This window comes from Actinoplanes sp. CA-252034, assembly GCF_050956125.1.
GTDB lineage: Bacteria > Actinomycetota > Actinomycetes > Mycobacteriales > Micromonosporaceae > Actinoplanes.
In genome coordinates, this window is sequence record NZ_CP191846.1 from 5,233,550 (window position 1) to 5,256,934 (window position 23,385).

Genomic DNA, 23,385 nt, shown 5'->3' on the forward strand with positions numbered 1-23,385 from the left:
CTAGCGTATCCCTCATGCAGATCAACGGAGCAAACGTCCTGGTCACCGGCGCTAACCGGGGCCTCGGCCGGCAGTTCGCCCAGTCGCTCGTCGAGCGGGGCGCCGCCAAGGTGTACGCCACCGCCCGCCGCCCCGAGCTCATCGACGTGCCCGGCGTGATCCCGGTACGCCTCGACGTCACCGACAGCGCCTCGATCGCGGCCGCGGCGGAGGCCGCCCCGGACGTGAACATTCTCGTCAACAACGCCGGCATCTCGACCGGCGCCAACCTGATCACCGGTGACCTGGCGGCCGTGCGCAGCGAGATGGACACCCACTTCTACGGCACGCTCGGCGTGATCCGGGCGTTCGCGCCGGGGCTGGCCGGCGGGGCGATCCTCAACGTGCTGTCGGCGATCTCGTGGCTCGCCGTCGACGGGGCCGGCGCCTACCACGCGGCGAAGGCGGCCGAGTGGGCGCTGACCAACAGCGCACGCGTGGAGCTGGCCGCGCAGAAGACCCTGGTCACCGGCCTGCACCTGGGTGCCGCCGACACCGACATGATGGCCTGGTACGACGGTGAGAAGACGGCGCCCGCGGTGATCGTGGCGGCCGCGCTCGACGGTCTCGAGGCGGGGCACACCGAGGTGCTCGCCGACACGTGGAGCAAGCAGGTCAAGGCGTGGCTGGCCGAGGACCCGAGCGTGATCTACCGGGAGGCCACGGCCGCTCTGACCGCGCTCAGCTCCTGACGCCGGTCAGGACCGTGTGCAGGGCGGTCAGCAGCTGCTCGGCGGTGAACGGCTTGCCGACCACGGTCACCGACGGGTCGAGCAGGCCCTGCTCGGACATGAGCGGGTCGGCGTACCCGGACATGTAGAGCACCGGGACACCCGGCAGCTCGCCGTGCAGGGCGGCGGCGAGCTCCGGGCCGTTCACGTGCGGCATCACCACGTCGGACAGGACCGCGTCGATCCGGCCCGGGTGGTGACGGGCCGTCTCCAGGGCCTGCCGGCCGTCGGCCGCGGTCAGCACCGTGTAGCCGGCCCGGCTGAGGATGCGGCGGGCGGCCTCGCGGACGCCGTCCTCGTCGTCGGCGACCAGGACGGTGTGGCCGGTGCCGACCGACCCGGTGACCGGCGTGGCGGTACCGGCGACCACCTCGTCGGTGGCGGGAAGGTGCAGATGCACGGTGGTGCCCCGCCCCGCCGCCGACTCCAGGACCAGGTCGCCGCCGGACTGGCGGACGATCCCGTACGCGGTGGCGAGCCCGAGCCCGGTGCCCTGGCCCTTGGGTTTGGTGCTGAAGAACGGCTCCACCGCGCGGTCGAGCACGGCGGGGCTCATGCCGTGGCCGGTGTCGTGGACGGTGAGGTGCACGTATCCGTCGCGGTCGGCGTCGCTGCTGGTGAAGGTGAGCACTCCCCCGTCGGGCATGGCGTCGCGGGCGTTGGTGGCCAGGTTGATCAGCACCTGGGTGAGCTGGGCGCCGTCCGCGGTGACGTTGCGCACGCCGGGCTGCAGGTCGGCGCGGACGGTGACGTGCGGGCCGAGTGACCCCAGCATCGCGATGACCTCGGTGACCACAGCGTTGGGGTCCAGCACGGCGAGCGCGACGACCTCGCGGCCGCCGAAGGTGAGCAGCTGATGGGCCAGGTAGGCGGCGCGCTTGCCGGCGGTCCTGATCCGGTCCAGGTCGGCGAGGATCGCCGCGGCGTCGCCGCCGGTCAGCGGCGTCCCGGTGGCGTCCTGCACGGCGTCGGCGGTGAACTCGGTGAACGACAGGACGATGTTGAGCATGTTGTTGAAGTCGTGGGCGACCGCGCCGGACAGCCGGGCGAGGCCGTCGAAGCGCTCGGCGATGCGGCGGCGCTCCTCGGCGTGGCGACGCTGCTCGGCCTCGACGACCGAGGTGACGTCGTCGACGGTGGCCACGAAGCCGGCCGTGGCGGTCTCGGCGTCGTCGATGCGCCGGACCGTGGTGTGCAGCCAGCGGCGATGGTCCGGCCCGAGGTTGATCTCGCCGTAGTAGCCGGCCTGGCCACCGGGCAGCCCGTGCCCGGTCAGGGCGTCACGATCCTCCTCGGTGAGGCAGCGCAGCCAGCCGTGGCCGTGCAGTTCGACGGCGTTCAGGCCGGTGATGTCGCTGAGCCGGGGGTTGGTGTAGGTAGCGTGCAGCCCGCGCGGGCCGGAGATGATGCCGACCGGGGACACGTCGGCGAGGGCGGCGAAACGGGCCTCGCTCTCGTCCAGGGCCAGCACCTTCTCGACCAGTTTCGCGTTGACGGCGCGCAGGTGCTCGCCGCCGGCGTCGCCGGTGGCGGCGGTGGCGGGGTCGCTGTGCAGGGCGTTGTCGATCGCGACGAGCAGGTCGGCGGGGTCGGCGGACTTGGAGACGACCTGCGTGACGCCGTACGCGGCGGCGAGCGGCGCGGCTTCGTCGGGCCGGAAGTTGGCCGTGTAGAGCAGCACCGGGATGTCGGCGGTGCAGGCGTCGGCGCGCAGCCGGTGGACGAACTCGTAGCCGTCCATGCCGGGCATGACGACGTCGGCGAGCACGATGTCGGGGTGCAGACGGCGGGCCAGGTCCAGGGCCTCCGCTCCGGCGGTCGCCTCGATGACCCGGTGGCCGCCGTCGTCGAGGGTGATCCGGGCGACCTCGCGGTTGGTGGCGCGGTCGTCGACGACCAGGACGGTGGCCATGGGGCCTCCCTTCAGTGGCCGGCCGTGAGCGGGGCCAGGGTGAGGGTGCAGGTGGTGCCGTCGCCGCCGGTACGCACGTCGAGCCCCACGCCGCACCGGCGCGCGTGCCGGACCGCGAGCGGCAGGCCGAGCCCGGCGCCGGCGACGTCGCGCTCGATGGCCGCGTGACCGCGCTCGAACGGCAGGAACACCCGCTCACGCTCGTCGGCCGCCAGGCCCGGCCCGTCGTCGCTGATCTCGATGGCCGGGCCGTCGGCGTGCACGACGAGGCGCACGGACGGGCCGTCGGCGTACTTGATGGCGTTGTCGAGGAGCTCGGTCACGGCGTCGCGGAGGTCGTCGTGGTTCGCCAGTCCGGTCACCGGTGTGGGCGGGGCGTCGAGTCGTACCCCCCGATGATGGTTGTCCGCGGCGGCAGCCGTGGCGGTGATCGCCAGTTCGCAGACGGCGCGGCAGTCCACCGGCTCCGGTCGCGGCCCGGCGTCGGCGGTCCGGGCCAGGGTGACGATCCGCTCGACGGTGGCGAGCAGGTCCGTCCCGCTGTTGTTGATCATGTCGAGTTGTCTGGCCAGTTGCGACGCGTCGGTGGCGCCGTCCGCCAGCTTACGGCCCATGATCTTGGTGAGTCCGACGATTCCGGCGAGCGGCCCCCGCAACTCGTGTCCCAGCCGGGACAGCGCCGTCCCGGCGAACGGGTCGCCGGGGTCGGCGATCGCAACGGTTACCTGGCCCATGCCGCTTTCCCTGCGCATAGTTGCGTGAACGCGTCCTGTGCTCGCAGTTTATTGGTGACCCTGGTGGCGTGACGGTTTCTTCGAGCAGGCGGACGCGCCGGGGCCGACTGTGGCGCACCGCGACGATCACCGCGCTGCTGCTCGGCGTGTTCGGACTGGTCGACAACCTGCTGAGCCTGCGCCTGGCGCGGCATCTGCCCGGCGAGCAACTGATGTCGCTGCCCAGCGCGGTGATGACGTGCGCCGCCGCCATCGCGCTGCTGATCGCCGGACCGGTGCGCGCCGGCACCCGGCAGCGGTGGGCGGTCCGCCTGATCGCGGTGTTCGTCGCCGGCAGCGCGGTCTCCACGCTGGCGGACAACCTCGCCACGACCGCGACGGGCCAGCCGCCGATGCGGTCGCCGGTCGCGTTCCTGCTGATCGGTCTGGCCCTGCTGCTGATGGAGAACGGCAGGCGCCGGGGCCACCTGCCGGCGCAGCTGCTGGCCGCCGCCGCGGCGCTGGTCATGGGAGTCGCCGCGTTCGCCGCTCTGCTCGGCCTGGCCGCCCTCTACTGGGACACCCCCGCGCGGATCACTCCACCGGGCACCCAGGCGGCGCTGCTGCTGCTGGCGCTGGCCGTGACGATCAGCCGCCCCGGCGCACTGGCGGTGCAGATCTTCGGCAGCGGACGGCTCGGCAGCCGGACGGTACGGCGGCTCGCGCCGACGGTGGCCGCGGTCGTGGTGCTGCTCGGGCTGTCGCTGGCGGTGATGAAACGCAACCACATCGACCTGGAGGGCGTGGTCGCGAACATCGTCGTCAGCGTGCTGCTGCTGACCCTCTATCTGGTGCTGCTGCGGGCCGGGCACATGCTCAACGACGCCGACGCCGGGCGGCTGAGGCTCATCGCCGAGCTGCGGGAACAGCACGACTTCAGCGACACCGTGCTCACCGCGCTGATCGAGGGCGTGATGGCGGTCGCCCCGGACGGGACCGTGTTACGGGTCAACGAGCGCTGGACGCAGATCACCGGCTTCCCCGCCGGCGAGGCCATCGGGTCGCGGCCCCCGTACCCGTGGTGGCCGCCCGAGGGCTCGGACAACTGCGCCCGGCAACTGAAGCACGTGCTGGAGTCGGGCCGCAGCTCCGACTTCGGCGCAAACCTGCGCCACCGCAACGGCACCGACCTGCCGGTGCTGGCGAGCATCCACCCGATCGCCCCGGCCGGACAGGTCAGCATCCTCATCGTCACCTACCGCGATCTCACCGAACGGGACCGGGAGCAGGCCCAACGCCGGCAGATGGCCGAGGAGCTGGACCACTTCTTCACCCTGTCGCGGGACCTGATGTGCATGGCGTCGCGCGACGGGATCTTCACCCGGATCAACCCGCCCTGGACCGAGGTGCTGGGCTGGACCGCCGAGGAGCTGACCAGCCGGCCGTACCTGGAGTTCATCCACCCCGACGACGTCGATCGCACCGTGGCCCAGAACAGCTCCCTGGTCGACGGACTGATGCCGACGATCTCGTTCGAGAACCGCTACCGCACGCGCGACGGCGGCTACCGGTGGCTGGCCTGGAACGCCACCCCCGCCGAGGACGGCGCCTGCATCTACGCCGTGGCCCGCGACGTCACCGAGGCCAAGCGTGCCGAGCAGCGATTCCGGCAACTGGTCTTCAGCGCTCCGGACGCCATGGTGATCGTCGGCGCCGACGGTGTCATCCGGCTGGTCAACGAACAGACCGAACGCCTCTTCGGCTGGGCTGACGCGGACCTGGTGGGCCGACCGGTGCACACTCTCATCCCGGCGCGGCTGCACACCCGGCACGCGGAGGACATGCGCCACTACCTCGAGGACCCGGTTTCACGCCGGATGGGGGTCGGCCGCGAACTCAGCGCGCTGCGCCGGGACGGCAGCGAGTTCCCGGTCGAGATCACCATCGCCCCGCTCGACACCGAGGAGGGCCTACTGGTGTCGGCGGCGATCCGGGACGTCTCCGAACGGCAGCGCACCGAGAAGGCGCTGGCCGCCGCACGGGACGAGGCGCTGGCCGCGGCGGCGGCCAAGTCACAGTTCGTGGCCATGGTCAGCCACGAGATCCGGACCCCGATGAACGGGGTGATCGGCCTGACCAAGCTGCTGCTGGACACCCCGCTGCAGCCAGTGCAGCGCCGGTACGGCGAGTCGATCCGCGCCTCGGCGCAGGCCCTGCTGGCGATCATCAACGACATCCTCGACTTCTCCAAGATCGAAGCCGGCAAGATCACCCTCACCGAACAGGACTTCGACCTCGGTGACCTGCTGGAACAGGTCGCCCACGCGGGGGCCGCCGCGGCCCGCGACAAGGCCATCGAGATCATCGGCTGCTACCCGCCCGACCTGCCGGTCACCGTCCACGGCGACGAGGGCCGGCTGCGGCAGGTACTGCTGAACCTGGTCGGCAACGCGGTCAAGTTCACCCACCGGGGCGAGATCGTCATCCGGGTCGACCCGGACGGCCGCGGCCCCGACGACGGTGACCGGCGGCGCTACGACTTCAGCGTCGCCGACACCGGCATCGGCATCGACGCCGGCCAGATCTCCCGGATGTTCGAGCCGTTCACCCAGGCCGACGCCACCAACAGCCGCGAATTCGGCGGCACCGGCCTGGGCCTGGCCATCAGCCGGCAACTCGTCGAACTGATGGGCGGCACCCTGCACGTCGACAGCCGGCCCGGCCACGGCAGCCGGTTCCACTTCACGCTGCCGCTCGAGATCGTGCAGCCGGCGGCGGATCCGCACCGGCGGCACCGGAGCCTGGCCGGTCGCCGGCTGCTGATCGCCGACTCCAACCCGACGAGCCGCAGCTTTTTGACCGAGCACGTCCAGGCGTGGGGCATGCGGGTCACCGTCGCCGACAGTGCCACAGCCGCGCTCGACCAGCTGGGGCAGGCGTGCCGCCGTGGCGAGCCGCACGACATCGCCGTCATCGATCACCACCTGACCCGGTTGGACGGCGTCGAGCTGATCACCGTGATGGGCGCGCAGCCGGAGATCGACCCGCGACCGTTCTGTGTGCTGCTGAGCCGTGACCCGTCCACCGAACACCGGCTCACCGACCACACCGGGGTCGACGTGCTGGCCAAGCCGCTCGGCCCGTCGGTGCTCTTCGACTACCTGATGTCCCGGTTCGGGCCGGTCGGCCCGGCCCACGAGGAACGGGACGGGCCGTCACCCGCACCGGCGGGCGAGCCGCGCGGGCGGATCCTGCTCGCCGAGGACAACGAGATCAACCAGCTGGTCGCGGTCGACACCCTGGCCGGGCTCGGCTACGACACCGACGTCGCGGCCAACGGTGCCGAGGCCGTCGAACTGGCCGCCACCGGTGACTACGTGGCCATCCTGATGGACTGCCAGATGCCCCGGCTCGACGGTTACCAGGCCACCGAGCAGCTGCGCGCCAACGAGGACCCCGGCCATCACACCCCGATCATCGCGATGACCGCCGGTGTCCTGGCCGAGGACCGGCGGCGGGCGCTGCAGGCCGGCATGGACGACTTCCTGGCCAAACCGATCGACCCGGACAAGCTGCGTGCCGCCCTGGACCACTGGACGCACGTCTGAGTCTATGGTGGTCCGATGCCCGGTCGCTGGATCCCTCAACTGCGCGTGCTGTGGGATCTGATCATCGCGACGGTGGTCGCCACCATCGCCGCGCAGTACCGCGACGCCTCCTGGTGGGACGTGCTGATCGGCGTCGCCATGGCGGCCGCGCTGATCGCCCGGCGCTTCGCACCGGTCCGGGTGTTCGCGCTGGTCACGGTCCTTGCGCTGGTCCAGGTGGGGGTCGCTGCGACGGTTCCGGCGGCGTACGACGTGGCGCTGCTCGTGGCGATGACCGCGGTGGTGGTCCACTCCGGTTCCCGGCCGGCGGTCTTCGGCTCCGGGGCGGTGGTCGCGCTGGGCGTGGCGGTGTCCGCGCTGGTCCAGGCCGAGCAGGAGTGGTCCGGTTCGCTGCTCGACTACCCGTACCTCGCCGAGCAGACCGCCGCGCTGGCCGGGTGCGGCGCGCTGTGGCTGTTCGCCTACGTGTTCCGCACCAACCGGGAGCGGACGGCCACCGCCGAACGGGAGCGGGATCATCTCGCCCGGATCGCGGCCGCCGACGAGCGCGCCTTCATCGCCCGGGAGTTGCACGACGTGGTGGCACACAGCCTGGCCGTGATGATCGCCCAGGCCGACGGCGCGACGTACGTGGTCGACACCGACACCGGGCAGGCCCGGGAGGCGATGCGCACGGTCGCCGCCACCGGCCGCGAGGCGCTGGACGACATGCACCGGATCGTCGCCGTGCTGCGCGACGCCGGCGACGACGACCCGCAGAACCGGCGGCGCCGCGGGCTCGCCCGGTTCGACGCGCTCGTGGAACGGGCCCGGACCGCCGGTCTGGGTGTCGACGTGCGGATCGACGGCGAGATCGGCCGGCTGGCGGCGGCCGACGAGCTGACCGTGTTCCGGATCGTGCAGGAGTCACTGACCAACACGCTGCGGCACGCCGGGACGGGGGCGAAGGTCATGGCCACGCTGGCCGTCGAGCCGGGCCGGGCGGTGCTGGAGGTCAGCGACGACGGCGGCGGGAAGCGGGCGGCCACGACCGGCGGGGCAGGCGGCAACGGGCTGCTCGGGATGCGCGAGCGGGTGGCGGTGCACGGCGGGCAGATCACGGCCGGTCCCGGTCCGGACGGCGGCTGGCGGGTGCGGGCCACGATCCCGCTGAAGGAGGCACGGTGAGCATTCGGGTTCTGCTGGTCGACGATCAGGCACTCGTCCGGGCCGGGTTCGTCATGGTGCTGTCGGCACAGCCCGACATGGAGGTGGTCGGCGAGGCCGGCGACGGCGCCGAGGCGGTCGCGCTGCTGGCCCGCACCGAGGCGGACGTGGTGGTGATGGACGTCCGGATGCCGGTGATGGACGGGGTGGAGGCGACCCGCCGGATCTGCGCCGGCCCGGACGGCCCGCGCGTGCTGGTGCTGACGACCTTCGACACCGACGAGGACGCGTTCGCCGCACTCCAGGCCGGGGCGAGCGGCTTCCTGCTCAAGAACGCGCCGCCGGAACAGCTGCTCGCGGCGATCCGGGTGGTCGCGGCGGGCGAGTCGGTGGTCGCGCCGCGGATCACCCGGGCGCTGCTGGATCGGTTCGCCGGCCAGCTGACCCTGCCGGGCCGTGCCGACGAGCGGCTGGCCGCCCTGACCGAGCGGGAGCGTGAGGTTCTCGAACTGGTCGCGGCCGGGCTGTCGAACACCGAGATCGCCGCCCGGCTGTTCGTCGCCGAGGGCACGGTCAAGACGCATTTCGGGCGGATCCTGACTAAACTGGGCCTCCGGGACCGGGTCCAGGCCGTCGTGTTCGCCTACGAGATCGGCCTGGTCAAACCGGGTGTGTAAGACCTGAGTCGTACACGGCGGCGCCGGGGATCTGCTCTGGCGGCAATGCGCCGGACCCGCCGGACACCGAAGAATCACTGTCGTGAACAGCAAGCACATCACCTTCGGAATCCTGACCGCGATCATCCTTGCCGGTGTCGCGTTCGGCGTGAACTACCTGTGGGACAAACGGTTCGGTCCCACCGCCGCGTCGGCCGCCGACTGCACCCTGGCCCAGCAGCTGATCGACAAGGCGCAGACCCCGCCCACCGACGCCGCCCAGGCCGAAGCGTGGGAGCAGCAGATCCGGCAGGTCCGCTACACCCAGATGGAGAACGACGGGATCAGCACCGAGGTCGCCCGGTACGTGTACTGGTCCCGGGTCCGCGCCACCGGCGACCCGTCGCGACCGGACCCGGGCACGCTCGACGAGATCACCGAGCTGGCCATCGGGCACTGCGAGGACAGCGGCGTCGACCTGCGCGTACCGAAGATCGTCTTCTGATGTCCGCCGTCACCGCCACCGACCTGGTCAAGGTCTACGGGACCGGCCCCGGCGCGGTCCGTGCCCTCGACGGGGTGTCGGCCACGTTCGACCGCGGCCGGTTCACCGCGATCATGGGCGCGTCCGGGTCCGGCAAGTCCACCTTCATGCACTGTCTGGCCGGACTGGACACCGTCACCAGCGGCACCGTCAGGATCGGCGACACCGAGCTGACCGGCCTGACCGACCGGGCACTGACCGGGGTACGCCGCGACCGGATCGGCTTCGTGTTCCAGGCGTTCAACCTGCTCCCGGCTCTGACCGCCCGGCAGAACATCACCCTGCCCGCCGAACTGGCCGGCCGGGCCGTCGATCAGGACCTGTTCGACCACGTCATCGACGTCCTCGGCATCGGCGACCGGCTCGGGCACCGCCCGTCCGAGCTGTCCGGCGGCCAGCAGCAGCGCGTCGCCCTGGCCCGGGCACTGAGCACCCGCCCCGACGTGATCTTCGCCGACGAGCCGACCGGCAACCTCGACTCCCGGTCCGGCACCGAGGTCCTCGGCTTCCTGCGCGACTCGGTGCACCGGCTCGGCCAGACCGTCGTCATGGTCACCCACGACCCGAACGCCGCCGGGTACGCCGACCGCCTGCTCGTGCTCGCCGACGGCCGCATCGTCGAGGACACCACCCGATGACCGCGATCGTGTTGCGCACCCAGCTCAGCGGGGTGCTGCGCCGTCCGGGACGGCTGCTGATGACCGGGTTGTCGGTGCTGGTGGCGGCGTTCGTGGTGTTCGGGACGGTGCTGGCGTACGCCATCGTCACCCGGACCACCCTGGACACGTTCAGTGCGACACCTGAGGCGGTCAGCGTCGTCGCGTACACCACCGGCGGTGAACCGCTCAACCCGGAGCAGGTCGCCGCTATCCGTACCACCGCCGGGGTGGCCCAGGTGGCGGGCCGGGTCACCACGTCCTTCACCGTCGGCGACGCGTCCTCCGGCAGCGACCTCGACCTGCTCGCCGACCCGGGCACCGGTCCCCTGTCCCGCATCACCCTGGTCTCCGGCACCTATCCGGCGGCGCCGCGGCAGATCGCGGTGGACCGGCGGGCCGCCGGACGGCTCGGCGTGACCGCCGGTGGCACGCTGCGGCTCAACACCTCCGACCGCTCGGGCAAACCGGTGACGGTCACCGTGACCGGGATCGTCGACGGGCCGCAGGACTCCGCCGAACGCGCCTGGGCACCGGATCAGATGGTCGCCGCGCTCAGCGGCGAGCCCGGCTTCCCCCGGGTGGACGTGCTCGCCGCGCCCGGCGCCGACATCCCGGCGATGATCAGCGGGATGTCGGAGCGGCTGCTACGCGACCCGACCGCCTACGTCAGCATCACGACCGGCGACAGCATGCGGGTCCGCGAGGCACGCGCCGCGGTGCAGCAGTTCGACCAGCTGTTCGCCCTGGTGGCGATGTTCGTGGCGATCGCCGTCGTGGCCGCCGCGCTGGTGGCCACCTCCACGTTCCGGATCGTGTTCGCGCAGCGGCTGCGGCAGTTGGCACTGCTGCGCGCGATCGGCGCCCAGCGCAACCAGTTGGTGGTCGCCCTGGCCGTCGAGGGTGCGGTGGTCGGTCTGGTCACCGGCACCGTCGGGGTGCTGCTGGCCCAGGCCGCCGGGTTCGCCGCACCGGCCGCGGCCGGGTTGTTCGGGCGCACCGTGTCCGCGCCCGGTGTGCCGGTGGGCGCCGCGGTGGCCGTGGTGCTCGGCGCCGGGCTGCTGACCGCCGGGGCCGTGCTCGCCCCCGCCTTCGCGGCGGCCGGGGTGTCGCCGTTGCAGGCGCTGCGCAGTGCGAGCACCCTGGCCGCCGAACGCGGCATCACCGCGCCGCGGCTGGTGGCCGGCCTGCTGCTGGTGGCGGTGACCGGGGGCATCGCCTGGCTGACCGTGCGCAGCATGGGTTCCTCCGAGGCGCTGCTCTACCTCGTCGGGACCGGCGCGTTCGGGTTCGGTGCGCTCATCGCGCTCGGCCCGGTACTGATCCGCCCGATCCTCGCGGTGGCCGGGTGGCCGCTGCGGCGGTTCGGTCCCGCCGGGCGGCTCGCGGTCAGCGGCATCGGCGGCACGCCCCGCCGGGCGGCGGCGGTGTCGGTGGTGGTCGCGCTCGGCGTGACCATGCTGGCCGGAACGGTCGTGGGCATCTCCAGCCTGCAACTGTGGACCGACCGGACGATGGCCTCCCGTACCCCCGCCGACCTGGCCATGTTCGCCGAGGGCCGGGGCGGGCTCGACGACGTGGTCGCGGAACTGCGTGCCGACTCGCGGTTCCGGGACGTCACACCGTTCCGGATCGCCGACTTCAGCGCCACCGACGGCGGGTTCTCGCACGGTGCGATCGCGGTCGACCTGGCCGCGATGCCGCTGCTACGCACCCTGGCGGCGTCCGCCGGGCAGGTCACGGCGCTCGGGCCGGGCAAGGTCGTCCTGTCGGCGACGGCGGCGACCGACCTCGGCGCCGCTGTCGGTGACGTGGTGACGCTGCGCTCCGGCGGCACGGTGCGAGCCGAGGTGGTGGCGATCCTGACCGGGGACGGGCCGCTGCGGATGGGCGCGGTCCTGACCCCCGCCGACCTGGACGCCCTCGGTGGCGCGTCGGCCGGGGTGCTCGCCGACATCGCCACCGGCGGCCGGGACGAGGCGCTGGCCGCCTTCCGCAGTGCCGGCGCTCCGGCCGGTGCCGAGGTGGCGGTGCTGGCCGACGAACGCGACAAGGCCGACGGCGAGGTGTCGTCGCTGTTCGCGGCGGCGGTCGGGCTGCTCGGGCTGACCGTGCTGATCGCGGCGGTCGGAGTGGGCACCACCACCGGGCTGTCGGTGCTGGAACGCACCCAGGAGTTCGGGCTGGCCCGCGCGCTGGGCCTGACCAGGGCCCGGCTGCGGTTGATGATCGGCATGGAGGCCGGGCTGTACGGCCTGATCGGGGCGGTGCTCGGCATCGCGCTGGGCGTGCCGATGGCGTGGCTGGCCCTGGAGTCGCTGCGCCTGGACCTGCCGTTGACGCTCCCGGCCGGGCGCCTGGCCGCGATCGCGCTGGTCACAGCCGCGATCACGGTCCTGGCCGGCCTGCTGCCGGCCCGCCGGGCGGCCCGGGTCAGCCCGGTGGCGGCCCTGGCCGCCGACTGACGGACATGCGGCGGGAGGGCGCCGGCCGCCCTCCCGCCGGATGCGGGTCCGGTCAGAAGGCCGCCGTGTAGAGCAGCCGGTTCGGGGAGCCGGAGCCGGGGCTGGTCACCACCCCGGTGGTGGCGGTGCCGACGATCGCGGCCTGCACCTGCGCCGGGGTGTCCGCCGGGTGGGTGGCCAGGTAGAGGGCGGTCGCCCCGGTGACGTGCGGGGTGGCCATCGACGTGCCGCTGATCGTGTTGGTGGCGGTGTCGTTGGTGTTCCACGTCGACGGGATGTTGATGCCGGGTGCGAACACGTCCACGCACGTGCCGCGGTTGGCCCAGGACGGTTTCGCGTCGCTGCTGTTGGTCGCCGACACGGTGATCGCGGCCGGGACCCGGGCCGGTGACTGGGTGCAGGCGTCCAGGGCGAACAGGCCGAGGAACCCGTTGCCGGCGGCGATCGAGTAGCTGATCCCGGACGTGATCGACGCGCTGACCGCGTTGTCCAGGGCGGTGTCGGCTCCCCCACCGAGGCTCATGTTGGCCACCGCCGGTTTGACGGCGTTCGCGGTCACCCATTCGATGCCGGCCACGACCTGGGCGGTGGTGCCGCTGCCCTCGCAGTTGAGCACCCGCACGCCGACGAGTTGCACACCTTTGGCGACACCGTAGGCGCCGCCGCCGACGGTTCCGGCGACGTGCGTGCCGTGGCCGTTGCAGTCGTCGGCCGTACCGCCGTCGATCGCGTCGAAGCCGCTGCTCGCGCGCCCGCCGAAGTCCTGGTGGGTGGTGCGGACGCCGGTGTCGATGATGTAGGCGCGCACGTTCGCGGCGGTGGTGTTGTAGGTGTAGGCGGCGTTCACCGGCCGGTTGCGCTGGTCGATGCGGTCCAGGCCGTAGGACGGCGGGTTGTTCTGCGTGTCGGAGATCCGGTGGATCACGTTGGGCTGCACGAACGCCACGTCCGGGTCGGCGGCGACCTGCCGCGCCTTGCGCGCCGTCATGGTCGCCGAGAAACCGTTGAAGACCCTGGTGTACGTCTGGAGCGGGGTGGCCTGATGTTCGGCGGCGACGGTACGGGCGATCCGGCCGGACTTGAGGACGACGATGTAGCTGTCCTTCACGACTTCGGCGCCCGGCACCGTGAGGATGTCGGCTTCGGGCGGGGCGGCCTGGGCGCCGGTGGACAGCCCGAGGGCGGCGAGGACGGCAGCGGCGGTAGCAGCGATGCTTCGTCGAACGGTTGTGCGCAAGGGAACCTCCCGACTCTGGGTGGTCACGCAACCACGTCCCGTGAAGCTAACAGCCTGATTGAAGCCTGTGAATGCCTCCGAATTTCACGGACGGGCGTGCGCGCCGCCGAGAGTGCGCCACCACCGGCGCCGGGACGGGACGGCCTCGGCGGTGTCGCCGGAGACGACGCCGAGGGTGAGGCTGACCCGGGCGCCGCCCCACTCGTTGCGGGTGACGGCGAAAGAGCCGCCCGTCTCGGTGGCCAGGCGCTGGGCGATGTCCAGGCCCAGGCCGGTGGAGTCGGCCCCGCTGGCGCCGCGGGCCAGGGCGGCCTCCGGGTCGGCGAAGCCGGGGCCGGCGTCGTCGACGATCACGGTGGCGGACTCCTCGGCACGGACGACGGCGACCCGGCAGGCGGCGTCCTCGCCGGTGTGGTGGAACACGTTGCCGAGCAGCACGTCGAGGGCCTCGGTGACCCGCGACCAGGCGGCCGGCACGGTGATCCCGTCGGGGGGCGGGTCGGCCTGCCAGGGGCGGCCCTGGTCCTCGGCTAGGGCGCCCCAGAACGCGGTCCGGTCGGTGACCACGGCACCCAGGTCGCAGTGCAGGCGGGGGCGGGCGGCCAGTGGACGGCCGGCTTCGCTGATTACGGCGCTGATCTCGTGCTCCAGGCGGTCGACGACGCGCAACTGGCGGTCCCGGTCGTCACCGGCGGGCAGGGCCTCGGCGTTCAGGCGCAACGCGGTGAGCGGCACCCGCAGGCGGTGGGACAGGTTCGCGGCGAGCGCCCGCTCCTTGGCGAGCAGCTCCAGGAAACGGTCGCCGAGCAGGTTCAGGGCCGACCCGACCTCCTCGATCTCGCGGGGGCCGCTGGGGCGTACCCGGGCATGAAGTTGACCTCCTCCGAGGCTGGTGGCGGTGCGTGCCAGGTCGCGGGTGGCGCGGACGATCCGGGCCGCCAGGCGGTCGGCGAGGACCATGCAGAGCCCGACCAGGACGATCGCCTCGACCAGCAGCACGAGCACGGCGGTGCCGACTCCGGCGCGCAGTGACGTGTCGGGGACGAAGACCTCGATGACGGCGATCAGGCCCTGCGGGAGGGCGACCGGGCGCAGGTAGACGCGACCGCCGTCGATGCCGATGGCGCCGGCGGTCTCCCGCTGCCGGACCTGGGCGACGGCCCCCTCACCGGCCCGGGTGACGCCGACCGTGCCGAGGGTGGGCAGGTGGGCGGCGAGCTCGCCGTTCTGCCCGGCCCGGGTGCTCATGATCGAGTTGAGGACGAGCTCCCGGTCGGTGGCGACGACCACGACGGCGGACAGGCCGAGGGCCTGGCGCTCGGCCTCGCGCATGGCGCGGTCCTGCACGGCGCTGTGCACCAGCAGCGCCAGGGGGATGACGAACGCCAGCGCCACCAGGGTGGTGACGGCGAGGGCGACCAGTACGTAGCTGCGTCTCATCGGACCGCCGACCATAGCCGGACCGGGCGCACCCCACCATAGGGAGGGGTACGCCCGGCGTGCGCTGATCAGAACGTCAGCGCCCACGAGTCGAGCGTTCCGGTGTCGCCGGAGTAGAGGTCTCGGACTCGCAGCTTCCAGGTGCCGGAGGCCTGCTCGCCGGAGGCGTCGACGGTCTGGCTGACCTGGACGTCGTCGGCGCTGTCGAACCGGCTGGACTTCTTGATCCGGTAGGCGGTGCCGTCCGGGGCGATCAGGTCGATCTCCAGGTCGCCGCGGAACCCGTGCCGGATGCTGACGTCGACCTTGAGCGTGGCCGGCGCCGGGCCGGTGCGCTGCACGGTGATCGGCGACTCGATCGCCGCGCGGTCACGGATCGCGAAGTCGGCCGGGTTCTCGACCCGTGTCGAGGCCGTCTCGGCGGGCGCCTTCACCCCGGTCAGGGTCCAGGCGGCGTACGCGGCGACGTCGGTGTGCGCGTCGAGGGCGTCGAAGTCGACGTTCCCGGCGCCGTCACAGGCGGAGTGGTAGCAGGGGTCGTACGGCTTGCCCGCCTCACCGTCCCACTTGTCGGCCTCGGCCTGGGTCATCGCCGGGGCCAGGCTCAGGGTGGCGGTGCCGCCGGTCGGGATGCCCGCGGCCTTGAAGGAGGCGTGGTCGGAGCGGCCCTTGATGTCGGTCGGCTCGGGTTCGATGCCCTCGGCGGCGAATCCGGCGTTCAGCGCGGCGGCGATGGCCGTGCCCCTGCTGTCGTCGCCGTAGACGAAGTAGCCGGGGTTCGGGGAGCCGATCATGTCGAAGTTCAGGTACGCGGTGATCTTCGCCCGCTCGGCGGTGCCGAGTGAGGACACGTACGCCTTGGAGCCGACCAGACCGGCCTCCTCGGCGCCCCACCAGCCGAACCGGATGCCGGAGTCGCCGTCGGCGCCGGAGGCGGCGTAGGCCAGGGCGACCTCGAGGATCCCGGCCGAGCCGGAGGCGTTGTCGTTGATGCCGGCGCCCTGGGAGACGCTGTCGAGGTGCGCCCCGAGCATGACGACCCGGTTGGGGTCGCCACGCCCGGGCAGGTCGGCGATCAGGTTGTGGCCCGTCTTGCCGGCGTGGGTGAACTGCTGGACGCGGGTGGTGTATCCGGCCGCGTCCAGGCGCTGCTTGAGGTAGTCGAGGGAGGCCTTGTAACCGGTCGTTCCGTGCGCGCGGGTGCCGTTGTTGGCCTTGGCGATGCGGGCGAACTCGGTGATGTCGGCGCGCAGCGCGGCGACGTCGATGTCGGCCGCCTTCGCCGGGGTGGCGGTCGGGCCGGAGGTGGGGGTGACGGACGGCGACGCCGAAACGGGAGGCGTCGACGTGGTGGCCGATGGGGTCGGCGGGGTCGGCTGGGTCGGCTGCGGGGCGGCCACGGCGCAGGTGGGATCACCCTGGGCGGGCACGCTGACGGCGTCCCAGGCGGCCTTGATCGCGGTGAACTCGGTGCAGCTGTCCGGGTGCAGCGACAGGGTGGCCTCCAGGGTGGCTTTGCGGGCCTTGCTGTAGGTCCAGCCGGACGTCTTGCGCAGCAGCGCGTGGTAGAAGATCTCGCCGGCCAGCCACAGCCCGATGCCGGTCACCTTGGCGCCGTTGCAGGTGGTGCTGGCGGGCTTCCCGGCCGGGGCGGAGCCCTCGGAGGCCAGGTAGAACCAGTGGTTGAGCGGCCCGGCGGCGGAGTGCACCTCGGTGGTCGGGATCTTCGACGACCAGCAGTTCGGGTCGCCGACGGCCGACGGGTTGAACATGTTGCGGATCGGGCCGCGGCCGGAGAGGTTCACCTCCTCGCCGACGAGGAAGTCGGCCGGGTCGTTCGGGTTCGCGGCGAAGTGCTCGGCCATGGTGCCGAAGATGTCGCCGGTCGCCTCGTTCAGGCCGCCGGTCTCGTTGGTGGTGCCGCGGCTGCCGCCGGGGGTGTGGCAGAAGACGCCGTGGCCGAGCTCGTGGGCGACGACGTCGACCGAGTTGACCTGGCGGGCTCCGTCGCTGGTCCGGCCGTACTTCGTCTGGTCGCGGTTGGCGTCGCCCGTACCGGCGCAGCTGTAGAAGGCGTTGACGTCGGTGAGGCCGACGAACATCGTCGCGGCGCCGCCCTTGCCGTCGATGCCGTTGCGGTTGAACCGGGCCTTGAGCATGTCCCAGAGGACGCCGCCGGCGTACTGGGTGTCGACGCCGCCGGTGGTGATGTCGCTGCCTGCGCCGGTGCCCCACTTGTCGTCGGCGTCGGTGAGGATCTGGCCGGTGCGGTCGTTGAGGGTGCGCATGCCGCCGCGGGCCGGGTCGCGCATCTCGAAGCCGCCGGAGCCGGTGGTGGTGCCGATGGTCACCTGACCGCCGTAGTGGCCCTGCCCGGTGCCACCGGTGATCTCGTCCCAGGATCCGGCGTACTTCCCGGTCCGCGCGTCGACGTAGGCGTGGGCGCGGCTGTCGTCGCCCTCGACCACGACCTCCCAGACCAGGCGGTCGCCGTCGTCGCCGGCGATGACGCCGAGTCTCGGCTCGCCGCTGACGGTGCCGGGGTGGATGAGCAGCGAGACCTTCTCCGCCTTGGCCGCGGTCACCTTCGGCGTGGTCGCGACCTGGACCTTCCCGGCCGTGGTGCCGCTCCTCACGGTGCCCTTGGCGTCGGTCACGACGACGACGTCGCCGCCGACGAAGACCGGAAGGCCTTTGTGGGTACGGGAGTAGCTCACGTAGTTCAGGCCGCGTGTCGTGGTGGTCACCGACTGGCGGGTGTAGGTGGCGTCGGGGTCCTTGGTGAACCCGGTCGACGTGCCGGTCACGTACTGGTCGGCGGCGGCCGCGGAGCTGACCGCGCCACCGTCGGAGAAGTCCGGCTCCGGGATCTCCCCGACACCCGAGTATCCGGCGCTGTACGCCGCCCCGAGGCCGAGCATGACCAGTGTGACGCTGCCCAGCGCGGTGACGCGCAGCGCCTTTCTGCTGCGGGAACGCCTCACTGACGATCCTCCCAAGGCTTGAAGTCGATCTCTGTGTGCCGTGGGAGTCTCGCCGTGCCTGCCTTAAGAGCGCCGGAAGGTTTGCTATCGGCCCGGTAACGACGCGCCGACGACGGTCGATGCGCCGGTCGGGTTCAGGACCCGAACTCCTCGATGACCTGCGCCGCCGGGCCGCCGCTCCAGTAGGCGGTGATGACCGACGTGTGACCGGGCCCGGAGAGCCGGGCGACGACCACGGTGTCGCTGCGGCGTGAGCCGGTGGCGGTGTAGCCGGTCAGCGGGTCGGCGTCGACGATGTCCACCCGGGTCGACGAGAAGGCGACGATGATCGACCCGCCGTCGGCGCTGACCCGGTAACGGGGCCGCCGGTCCACGGCCGACGGCTCGGCACTCGGTGTCGGTGACGGCGACGGTGGCGGTTTCGTCGTCGCCGTGCGGGCCGGGGTGCGCGACGGGCGTGCCTTCGACGGGCTGGCCGACGGGCTCGGCGACGACGGGGGCGACGGTGACGGCGGTGGCGGCTCGGTCTCGGCCAGTCCGAAGCGGATCTCGGTGTAGCGCCGGTTCACGTCGATGGCGACCGGGGGCTCGTCGGTGAGCGCCGGGGCCACGCCGAGCCGGACCCCGAACCAGGAGACGGTGACCGCGGTGACCGTCACGGCGAGCCATCCCGCGACATATCTCCAGCTCCGGATCATCGGCACATTCTGCATGACCGATACGCTGGCGCAATGCCCGAGGTGCTGGTGATCGAGGACGACGTCGACGTCCGGGAGGCGATCGGCCGGTTGCTGACCGCGACCGGCCATGAGGTACGGCTGTGTGCGACCGCCCTCGACGGCCTGCGGGAGATCGCCGCCCGTGAGCCGGACGTGGTGGTGCTCGACCTCGGGCTGCCCGACCTCGACGGCGCGGCCGTGCTCAGCCGGATCCGGCTGACCTCCCAGGTGCCGATCGTGGTGGCCACCGCGCGCGAGGCGGAGAGCGAGATGATCCGGCTGCTGCGGGCCGGCGCCGACGACTACGTGGTCAAGCCGTACTCGGCCGAGCAGATCGAGGCCCGGATCGCGGCCATGCTGCGCCGGGGCCGCGGGACCACGGCGGCCGGGCTCGTGGTGGGCGGGCTGGCGCTCGACCCGCAGGCGCGCACGGCGTCACTCGACGGGGTGCCGCTGCAACTGTCGCGGCTCGAGTTCGACCTGCTCGCCTACCTGATGGAGCGGGCCGGCACGGTGGTGTCGCGGCAGCAGCTGCTCGGGGAGGTGTGGCCGGAGAGCCGGTCGCTGGAGACCGTCGACGTGCACGTGACGTGGCTGCGGCGCAAGCTCGGCGAACGGGCCGCGCAGCCACGGTATCTGCACACCGTGCGCGGGGTGGGGATCCGCCTGTCGCCACCCGGCCGGTGAGGCGCGGTCCCCACCGGGGGCGCGGATTCGCTAACGTCGCCGGATGGCCGAATTCAATCAGGTGCTCCGCGGGCGGCGGATGGTTCGCGACTACCGGCCGGACCCGGTTCCCGACGAGATCGTCGAACGGGTGGTGAAGGTGGTGCACCGGGCGCCCAGCGCCGGGTTCAGCCAGGGCCACCGCATCGTGGTCGTCACCGACCCGGCCAAGCGGGCCGAGCTGGCCGCGATCGCCGAGTCGTGGTATCTGGAGAAGGGCTTCCCGCCGTGGATCTCCCGGGCGCCGGTGCAGCTGGTCCTCGGCATCCGGGAGGCGTCGTACCACGAGCGGTACACCGAGGCGGACAAGCTGGAGTCCGGCGCGGAGGAGATCCCGTGGCCGGTGCCGTTCTGGTGGTTCGACTCGGGGGCGCTGTTCACGCTGCTCCAGCTGGCCGCCGCGAACGAGGGTCTGGCCAGCGGCTTCTACAGCCCGGCGTTCCCGGCGGAGCTGGCGGCGCTGTCGGCGGTCGCCGGGCTTCCCGGCGACGTGGCCCTGGCCGGGGTGGTCACCGTGGGCTACCCGGCCGACGATCCGGGTGTGCCGGTGGCGAGACTGGCCGCCCGCCGCAAACCGATCGACGATCTGGTCTCCTGGCTGCGATGAGGTCCTGAGCCGATGTGGTCGAAGAAGTGGTGGCTGGTCGCCGCCGGCGTGACGGTGCTGCTGGTGGTGGCCGGGTTCGTGTGGTGGCGGTGGGACGGGACCCGTCAGCCGCGGGTCGAGGACGTGGTCGCCGGGATGAACACGGCGGTCGCGGACGCGGTCACGGCGGCGGGGCAGGACGTGGCCGTCACGGTCAGCCCGGTGGTCGCGGCCGCCGAGTGCCCGCTCGGGCTCCTGCGGACGGGGCGCGTCTTCACCGGCAAGGCGGATCTCTACACCGATCCGGGCGGCGAGGAGACACTGATCGACACCATCGAGCAGAGACTGGCCGGGCGGTACGCCGTACGCCGCGGCACCGCCGTCGCCGGGGTCCGCACGCTGGAGGCCGACGTCGGCACGATACGCCTGTCGGCCCGGAGGCTGAGCCCCGGCTGGCTGGCCGTGACCGCCCGCAGCGGGTGCAGTCTCGGCACGGCCGGCTCTGGCGCACCCGGCTCAGCTGCACCCGGCTCTAGCGCACCCGGCTCGGCTGCGCCCGGGTCGGGTTCCCCCGCATCGGGCGTCGACGCCGTCAACGGGCTGCTCACCGTGGTGGGCGCCCGGGCCGCCGCCGTCACCGAGCAGCATCTGCGCTGCCCGTCCGGGGACATGGTCACCGTGTCGGCGGTCAGTGAGCCGGTCGAGGCGGGACGGCTCGCGGAGCGGTTCCTCGGCACCATCCCGGCCGGCGCCCGGACCTTCTCGGCCGCGGGCGCCAACCGGGTCGCCTACCGGGACGGCGCCGTGTCGGTGGTGATCGCCGCCTCCGACGACGGCGCCGCGGTCACCGCACAGCACACCGTCAGCTGCCCGGGGTGACCGTCTCGCGGGTGCTGCGCAGGCTCCAGACGACGGACACGGTGATCGTCACGACGATGACGCCCAGCGTGACCGGGATGGGCAGCTTGCCGACCGGGGTCTCGGACAGGATCAGCTTGACCCCGGCGAAGGCGAGCAGGACGGCCAGTCCGTAGTACAGGTGCACGAAGCGGCGCAGCAGGCCGGCGAGGCAGAAGTAGAGGCTGCGCAGGCCGAGGATGGCGAAGGCGTTGGCGGTCCACACGATGAAGATGCTGGTGGTGATGGCGAGGATCGCGGCGACCGAGTCGATCGCGAAGATCAGGTCGGTGGCCTCGACCGCGATCAGGACCATGAACAGCAGGGTGGCGACGCGCTTGCCGTCGATCCGGGTGAAGAACCGGTCGCCGTGGTAGGCCGGGTCGGTGGGGACGATCCGCCGCATCAGGCGCACCACCGTGTTGCGCTCCGACGGGGACTGGTCGCCGTGCTGGAACGCCATCTTGTAGCCGGTCCAGACCAGGAAGGCGCCGAACACGTACGCCGTCCAGAAGAAGGTCTCCAGCAGCTCCGCGCCGACGAAGATGAACACGAACCGGAAGACCAGGGCCCCGATGACGCCCCAGAAGAGCACCTTGTGCTGGTAGGCGGCGGGGACGGCGAAGGTCGTGAAGATCAGGGCGAAGACGAAGACGTTGTCGATCGACAGCGCCTTCTCGATGAGGTAACCGGCGTAGTAGGAGCCCGTCCCCCGCGCTGCGGAGCCGGGCGTGCTGGACGAAGGTCTCCCCGGGCCACCGTGGCGGTGGCTGCGCGACCGGGACCGGATGGCCGGTCCGTAGTGACGGCGACGCGTGGATCGTCGGGTACTCCCCTCGAACTACGTCCAAGTATTCACGAATTATGCTTCGCCTGTCAACCGGAGGTGACCATGTGGACGTTCCTGACCAACCACGCGCACGTGCTGCTCGCCGTCGCCCGCGAGCCCACCGCGCGGCTACGTGACGTGGCGGGGTCGGTCGGCATCACCGAGCGGGCCGCCCAGACCATCGTCGCCGACCTGGAGGCCGCCGGATATCTCCAGCGGACCCGGGTGGGGCGCCGCAACGAGTACACCGTCAACCCGGCCGGGCAGTTCCGGCATCCGGCCGAGGCGGGACACCACATCGGCGAGCTGCTCGCCCTCTTCTCCGAGCCGAACGTCTGACCGGCGCCTTCCGGAACGCGACCCGGCACCCTTCAGGGCAGCGGGACGACGTACGAGTCGACGCGCGCGATCAACCCGTCGCGAAAGGTGAACAGGTCGTTGAAGGCGAACCGGAACGGGCCGTGGTCGACGCTGACCCCACGCCCCTCCCCCGTGGTGACGACGACCGCCCCGTCCTCGAGGACCCGCTGCACGTCGAGTGTCGGACTGCCGGTGAACCCCGGGTTCTCGATCTCGCCGTCGAACTCGACCTTGCCGTGAGTGGTCCGGTGACCGTGGATGACCCAGACGACGTCGTCGGTGAGTGTCGCGAGGATCCGTGGGTGGTCACCGGCCCGGAAACCCTCGAAGTACTCCTGGACGAGGTGCTGCTGAGCGGACTGCGTCATGGTCTCTCCCGTAGGTCGTCGGACAGATAGGCGCCGAGGGCGTCGAGGATCGAGGCGAGACCGTCGGCCGCCTGCGCCGTACGCAGCTCGGGCGGGAGCCGTCGCTGGTGGACGGTCAGGTCGGTGCCGGTGCCGGCGGGACGGATCGTCACGGTCGTCCGGAGCCCGGTGACCGGCTCGTCGAAGACCAGTTCATGGGGGACGGTGACGCTCACATACACGAACCGCAGCCGCCGGGTCGCGCCGTCGGGCGCTCGGGTGTCGAGGGAGAGCTCTCCCCCGGGCCGCAGGTCGATGGTCACCGACCCGGCCGGAACCGTCGCGTGTGACCCGCCCCAGAACGCGGCGACACCGGCCGGCTCGGCGAAGGCGGCCCAGACCCGCTCGGGCGGCGCCGCGAACCCGCGCCGGGCGATCAGCTCGTCACCGTGCATCTCGGCCCGCGTCACCGGGGTGTCCCGTCGTCGGCGAGGTGCTTGTCGAGGGCGTCGAGCCGGTCGTCCCAGGCGCGACGTTGCTCGTCGATCCAGCCGCCGAGCTGGGACAGCCGGTCGACCCGCAGCCGGCACGGCCGCCGGGTGCCCTCCCGCCGCTGCTCGATGAGGCCGCTGCGGCGCAGGACCCCGACGTGGTGGGAGATCGCCTGCTGGGAGAGCCCGAAAGGCTGGGCGAGCTCACCGACCGTGGCGTCTCCCCGGGACAGCCGGGTGACCAGGGCCCGCCGGACGGGGTCGCCGAGCGCGGCGAAGGCGGCGTCGAGATCAGGCAT

Annotated in this window: 20 protein-coding genes and 1 pseudogene; 11 read left to right on the plus strand and 10 right to left on the minus strand. The window is 72.4% G+C overall.

What is annotated here, in order from left to right; genetic code table 11:
* Positions 1-14 precede the first annotated feature (14 nt).
* Positions 15-731, plus strand: coding sequence for an SDR family oxidoreductase (locus ACQPZW_RS23950; protein WP_433797164.1), 717 nt, complete (start codon positions 15-17; stop codon positions 729-731).
* Here ACQPZW_RS23950 and ACQPZW_RS23955 read toward each other — a convergent pair.
* Together ACQPZW_RS23955 and ACQPZW_RS23960 are read right to left on the minus strand one after the other, a co-directional pair.
* Complete coding sequence (locus ACQPZW_RS23955) at positions 721-2,682, minus strand: response regulator (RefSeq protein ID WP_433797165.1); 1,962 nt, start codon at positions 2,680-2,682, stop codon at positions 721-723. The genes ACQPZW_RS23950 and ACQPZW_RS23955 overlap by 11 nt on opposite strands.
* 11 nt (positions 2,683-2,693) lie before the next feature.
* On the minus strand, positions 2,694-3,416 hold the full coding sequence (locus tag ACQPZW_RS23960; RefSeq protein WP_433797166.1) for a sensor histidine kinase: 723 nt from the start codon (positions 3,414-3,416) through the stop codon (positions 2,694-2,696).
* Positions 3,417-3,484: 68 nt separating this feature from the next.
* Between ACQPZW_RS23960 and ACQPZW_RS23965 the strand changes: the two genes are divergently transcribed.
* The 6 genes from ACQPZW_RS23965 (at position 3,485) to ACQPZW_RS23990 (ending at position 12,470) form a co-directional block, all read left to right on the plus strand.
* Positions 3,485-7,003 (plus strand): PAS domain S-box protein, encoded by a 3,519-nt coding sequence (locus tag ACQPZW_RS23965; RefSeq protein ID WP_433797167.1) that lies wholly within the window; start codon positions 3,485-3,487, stop codon positions 7,001-7,003.
* Between the two features lie 15 nt (positions 7,004-7,018).
* Positions 7,019-8,170, plus strand: a complete 1,152-nt coding sequence (locus ACQPZW_RS23970) for a sensor histidine kinase (protein WP_433797168.1) — start codon at positions 7,019-7,021, stop codon at positions 8,168-8,170.
* A 53-nt stretch (positions 8,171-8,223) separates the two neighbouring features.
* Complete coding sequence (locus ACQPZW_RS23975) at positions 8,224-8,826, plus strand: response regulator (RefSeq protein WP_433797607.1); 603 nt, start codon at positions 8,224-8,226, stop codon at positions 8,824-8,826.
* Positions 8,827-8,908: 82 nt separating this feature from the next.
* Complete coding sequence (locus ACQPZW_RS23980; protein WP_433797169.1) at positions 8,909-9,310, plus strand: hypothetical protein; 402 nt, start codon at positions 8,909-8,911, stop codon at positions 9,308-9,310.
* On the plus strand, positions 9,310-9,987 hold the full coding sequence (locus ACQPZW_RS23985) for an ABC transporter ATP-binding protein (RefSeq protein WP_433797170.1): 678 nt from the start codon (positions 9,310-9,312) through the stop codon (positions 9,985-9,987). The genes ACQPZW_RS23980 and ACQPZW_RS23985 overlap by 1 nt, the downstream gene beginning before the upstream one ends.
* Complete coding sequence (locus ACQPZW_RS23990) at positions 9,984-12,470, plus strand: FtsX-like permease family protein (RefSeq protein ID WP_433797171.1); 2,487 nt, start codon at positions 9,984-9,986, stop codon at positions 12,468-12,470. Before ACQPZW_RS23985 ends, ACQPZW_RS23990 begins: the two co-directional genes overlap by 4 nt.
* 52 nt (positions 12,471-12,522) lie before the next feature.
* On the opposite strand, the gene ACQPZW_RS23995 is transcribed toward ACQPZW_RS23990, so the two are convergent.
* The 4 genes from ACQPZW_RS23995 to ACQPZW_RS24010 all read right to left on the minus strand — a co-directional run bounded on the left by ACQPZW_RS23995 (position 12,523) and on the right by ACQPZW_RS24010 (position 18,844).
* Positions 12,523-13,707, minus strand: a complete 1,185-nt coding sequence (locus ACQPZW_RS23995) for a S8 family peptidase (protein WP_433797172.1) — start codon at positions 13,705-13,707, stop codon at positions 12,523-12,525.
* 84 nt (positions 13,708-13,791) lie between these two features.
* Positions 13,792-15,147: an ATP-binding protein gene (locus ACQPZW_RS24000; protein ID WP_433797173.1), complete on the minus strand. Its 1,356-nt coding sequence runs from the start codon at positions 15,145-15,147 to the stop codon at positions 13,792-13,794.
* Between the two features lie 68 nt (positions 15,148-15,215).
* Positions 15,216-18,068 (minus strand): M28 family peptidase, encoded by a 2,853-nt coding sequence (locus tag ACQPZW_RS24005; RefSeq protein WP_433797609.1) that lies wholly within the window; start codon positions 18,066-18,068, stop codon positions 15,216-15,218.
* 197 nt (positions 18,069-18,265) lie between these two features.
* Positions 18,266-18,844 (minus strand): hypothetical protein, encoded by a 579-nt coding sequence (locus tag ACQPZW_RS24010; protein ID WP_433797174.1) that lies wholly within the window; start codon positions 18,842-18,844, stop codon positions 18,266-18,268.
* A 27-nt stretch (positions 18,845-18,871) separates the two neighbouring features.
* Between ACQPZW_RS24010 and ACQPZW_RS24015 the strand changes: the two genes are divergently transcribed.
* From ACQPZW_RS24015 to ACQPZW_RS24025, 3 genes are read left to right on the plus strand one after another with little or no spacing between them, the layout of a single operon-like run.
* Positions 18,872-19,537 (plus strand): response regulator transcription factor, encoded by a 666-nt coding sequence (locus ACQPZW_RS24015; protein ID WP_433797611.1) that lies wholly within the window; start codon positions 18,872-18,874, stop codon positions 19,535-19,537.
* A gap of 43 nt (positions 19,538-19,580) precedes the next feature.
* Entirely contained in the window at positions 19,581-20,183 is a 603-nt protein-coding gene (locus ACQPZW_RS24020; protein WP_433797175.1) for a nitroreductase family protein, read from the plus strand.
* Between the two features lie 12 nt (positions 20,184-20,195).
* Positions 20,196-21,041: a hypothetical protein gene (locus ACQPZW_RS24025; protein WP_433797176.1), complete on the plus strand. Its 846-nt coding sequence runs from the start codon at positions 20,196-20,198 to the stop codon at positions 21,039-21,041.
* Here the strand turns inward: ACQPZW_RS24025 and ACQPZW_RS24030 are convergent.
* A pseudogene (locus tag ACQPZW_RS24030) lies at positions 21,025-21,765 on the minus strand (TerC/Alx family metal homeostasis membrane protein); the annotation flags it as partial. The gene ACQPZW_RS24025 and the pseudogene ACQPZW_RS24030 overlap by 17 nt on opposite strands.
* A 186-nt stretch (positions 21,766-21,951) precedes the next feature.
* On the opposite strand from ACQPZW_RS24030, the gene ACQPZW_RS24035 reads away from it, so the two are divergent.
* A complete protein-coding gene (locus ACQPZW_RS24035; RefSeq protein WP_433797178.1) occupies positions 21,952-22,227 on the plus strand; it encodes a helix-turn-helix transcriptional regulator in 276 nt (91 codons plus the stop codon).
* Positions 22,228-22,259: 32 nt separating this feature from the next.
* Here ACQPZW_RS24035 and ACQPZW_RS24040 read toward each other — a convergent pair whose 3' ends face one another.
* Genes ACQPZW_RS24040 through ACQPZW_RS24050 form a run of 3 tightly spaced genes read right to left on the minus strand, consistent with a single transcriptional unit; the run spans position 22,260 to position 23,385 of the window.
* Complete coding sequence (locus ACQPZW_RS24040; protein ID WP_433797179.1) at positions 22,260-22,616, minus strand: nuclear transport factor 2 family protein; 357 nt, start codon at positions 22,614-22,616, stop codon at positions 22,260-22,262.
* Positions 22,613-23,065, minus strand: coding sequence for an SRPBCC family protein (locus ACQPZW_RS24045; protein ID WP_433797181.1), 453 nt, complete (start codon positions 23,063-23,065; stop codon positions 22,613-22,615). Before ACQPZW_RS24045 ends, ACQPZW_RS24040 begins: the two co-directional genes overlap by 4 nt.
* Positions 23,062-23,385, minus strand: a complete 324-nt coding sequence (locus ACQPZW_RS24050) for an ArsR/SmtB family transcription factor (protein ID WP_433797183.1) — start codon at positions 23,383-23,385, stop codon at positions 23,062-23,064. The genes ACQPZW_RS24045 and ACQPZW_RS24050 overlap by 4 nt, the downstream gene beginning before the upstream one ends.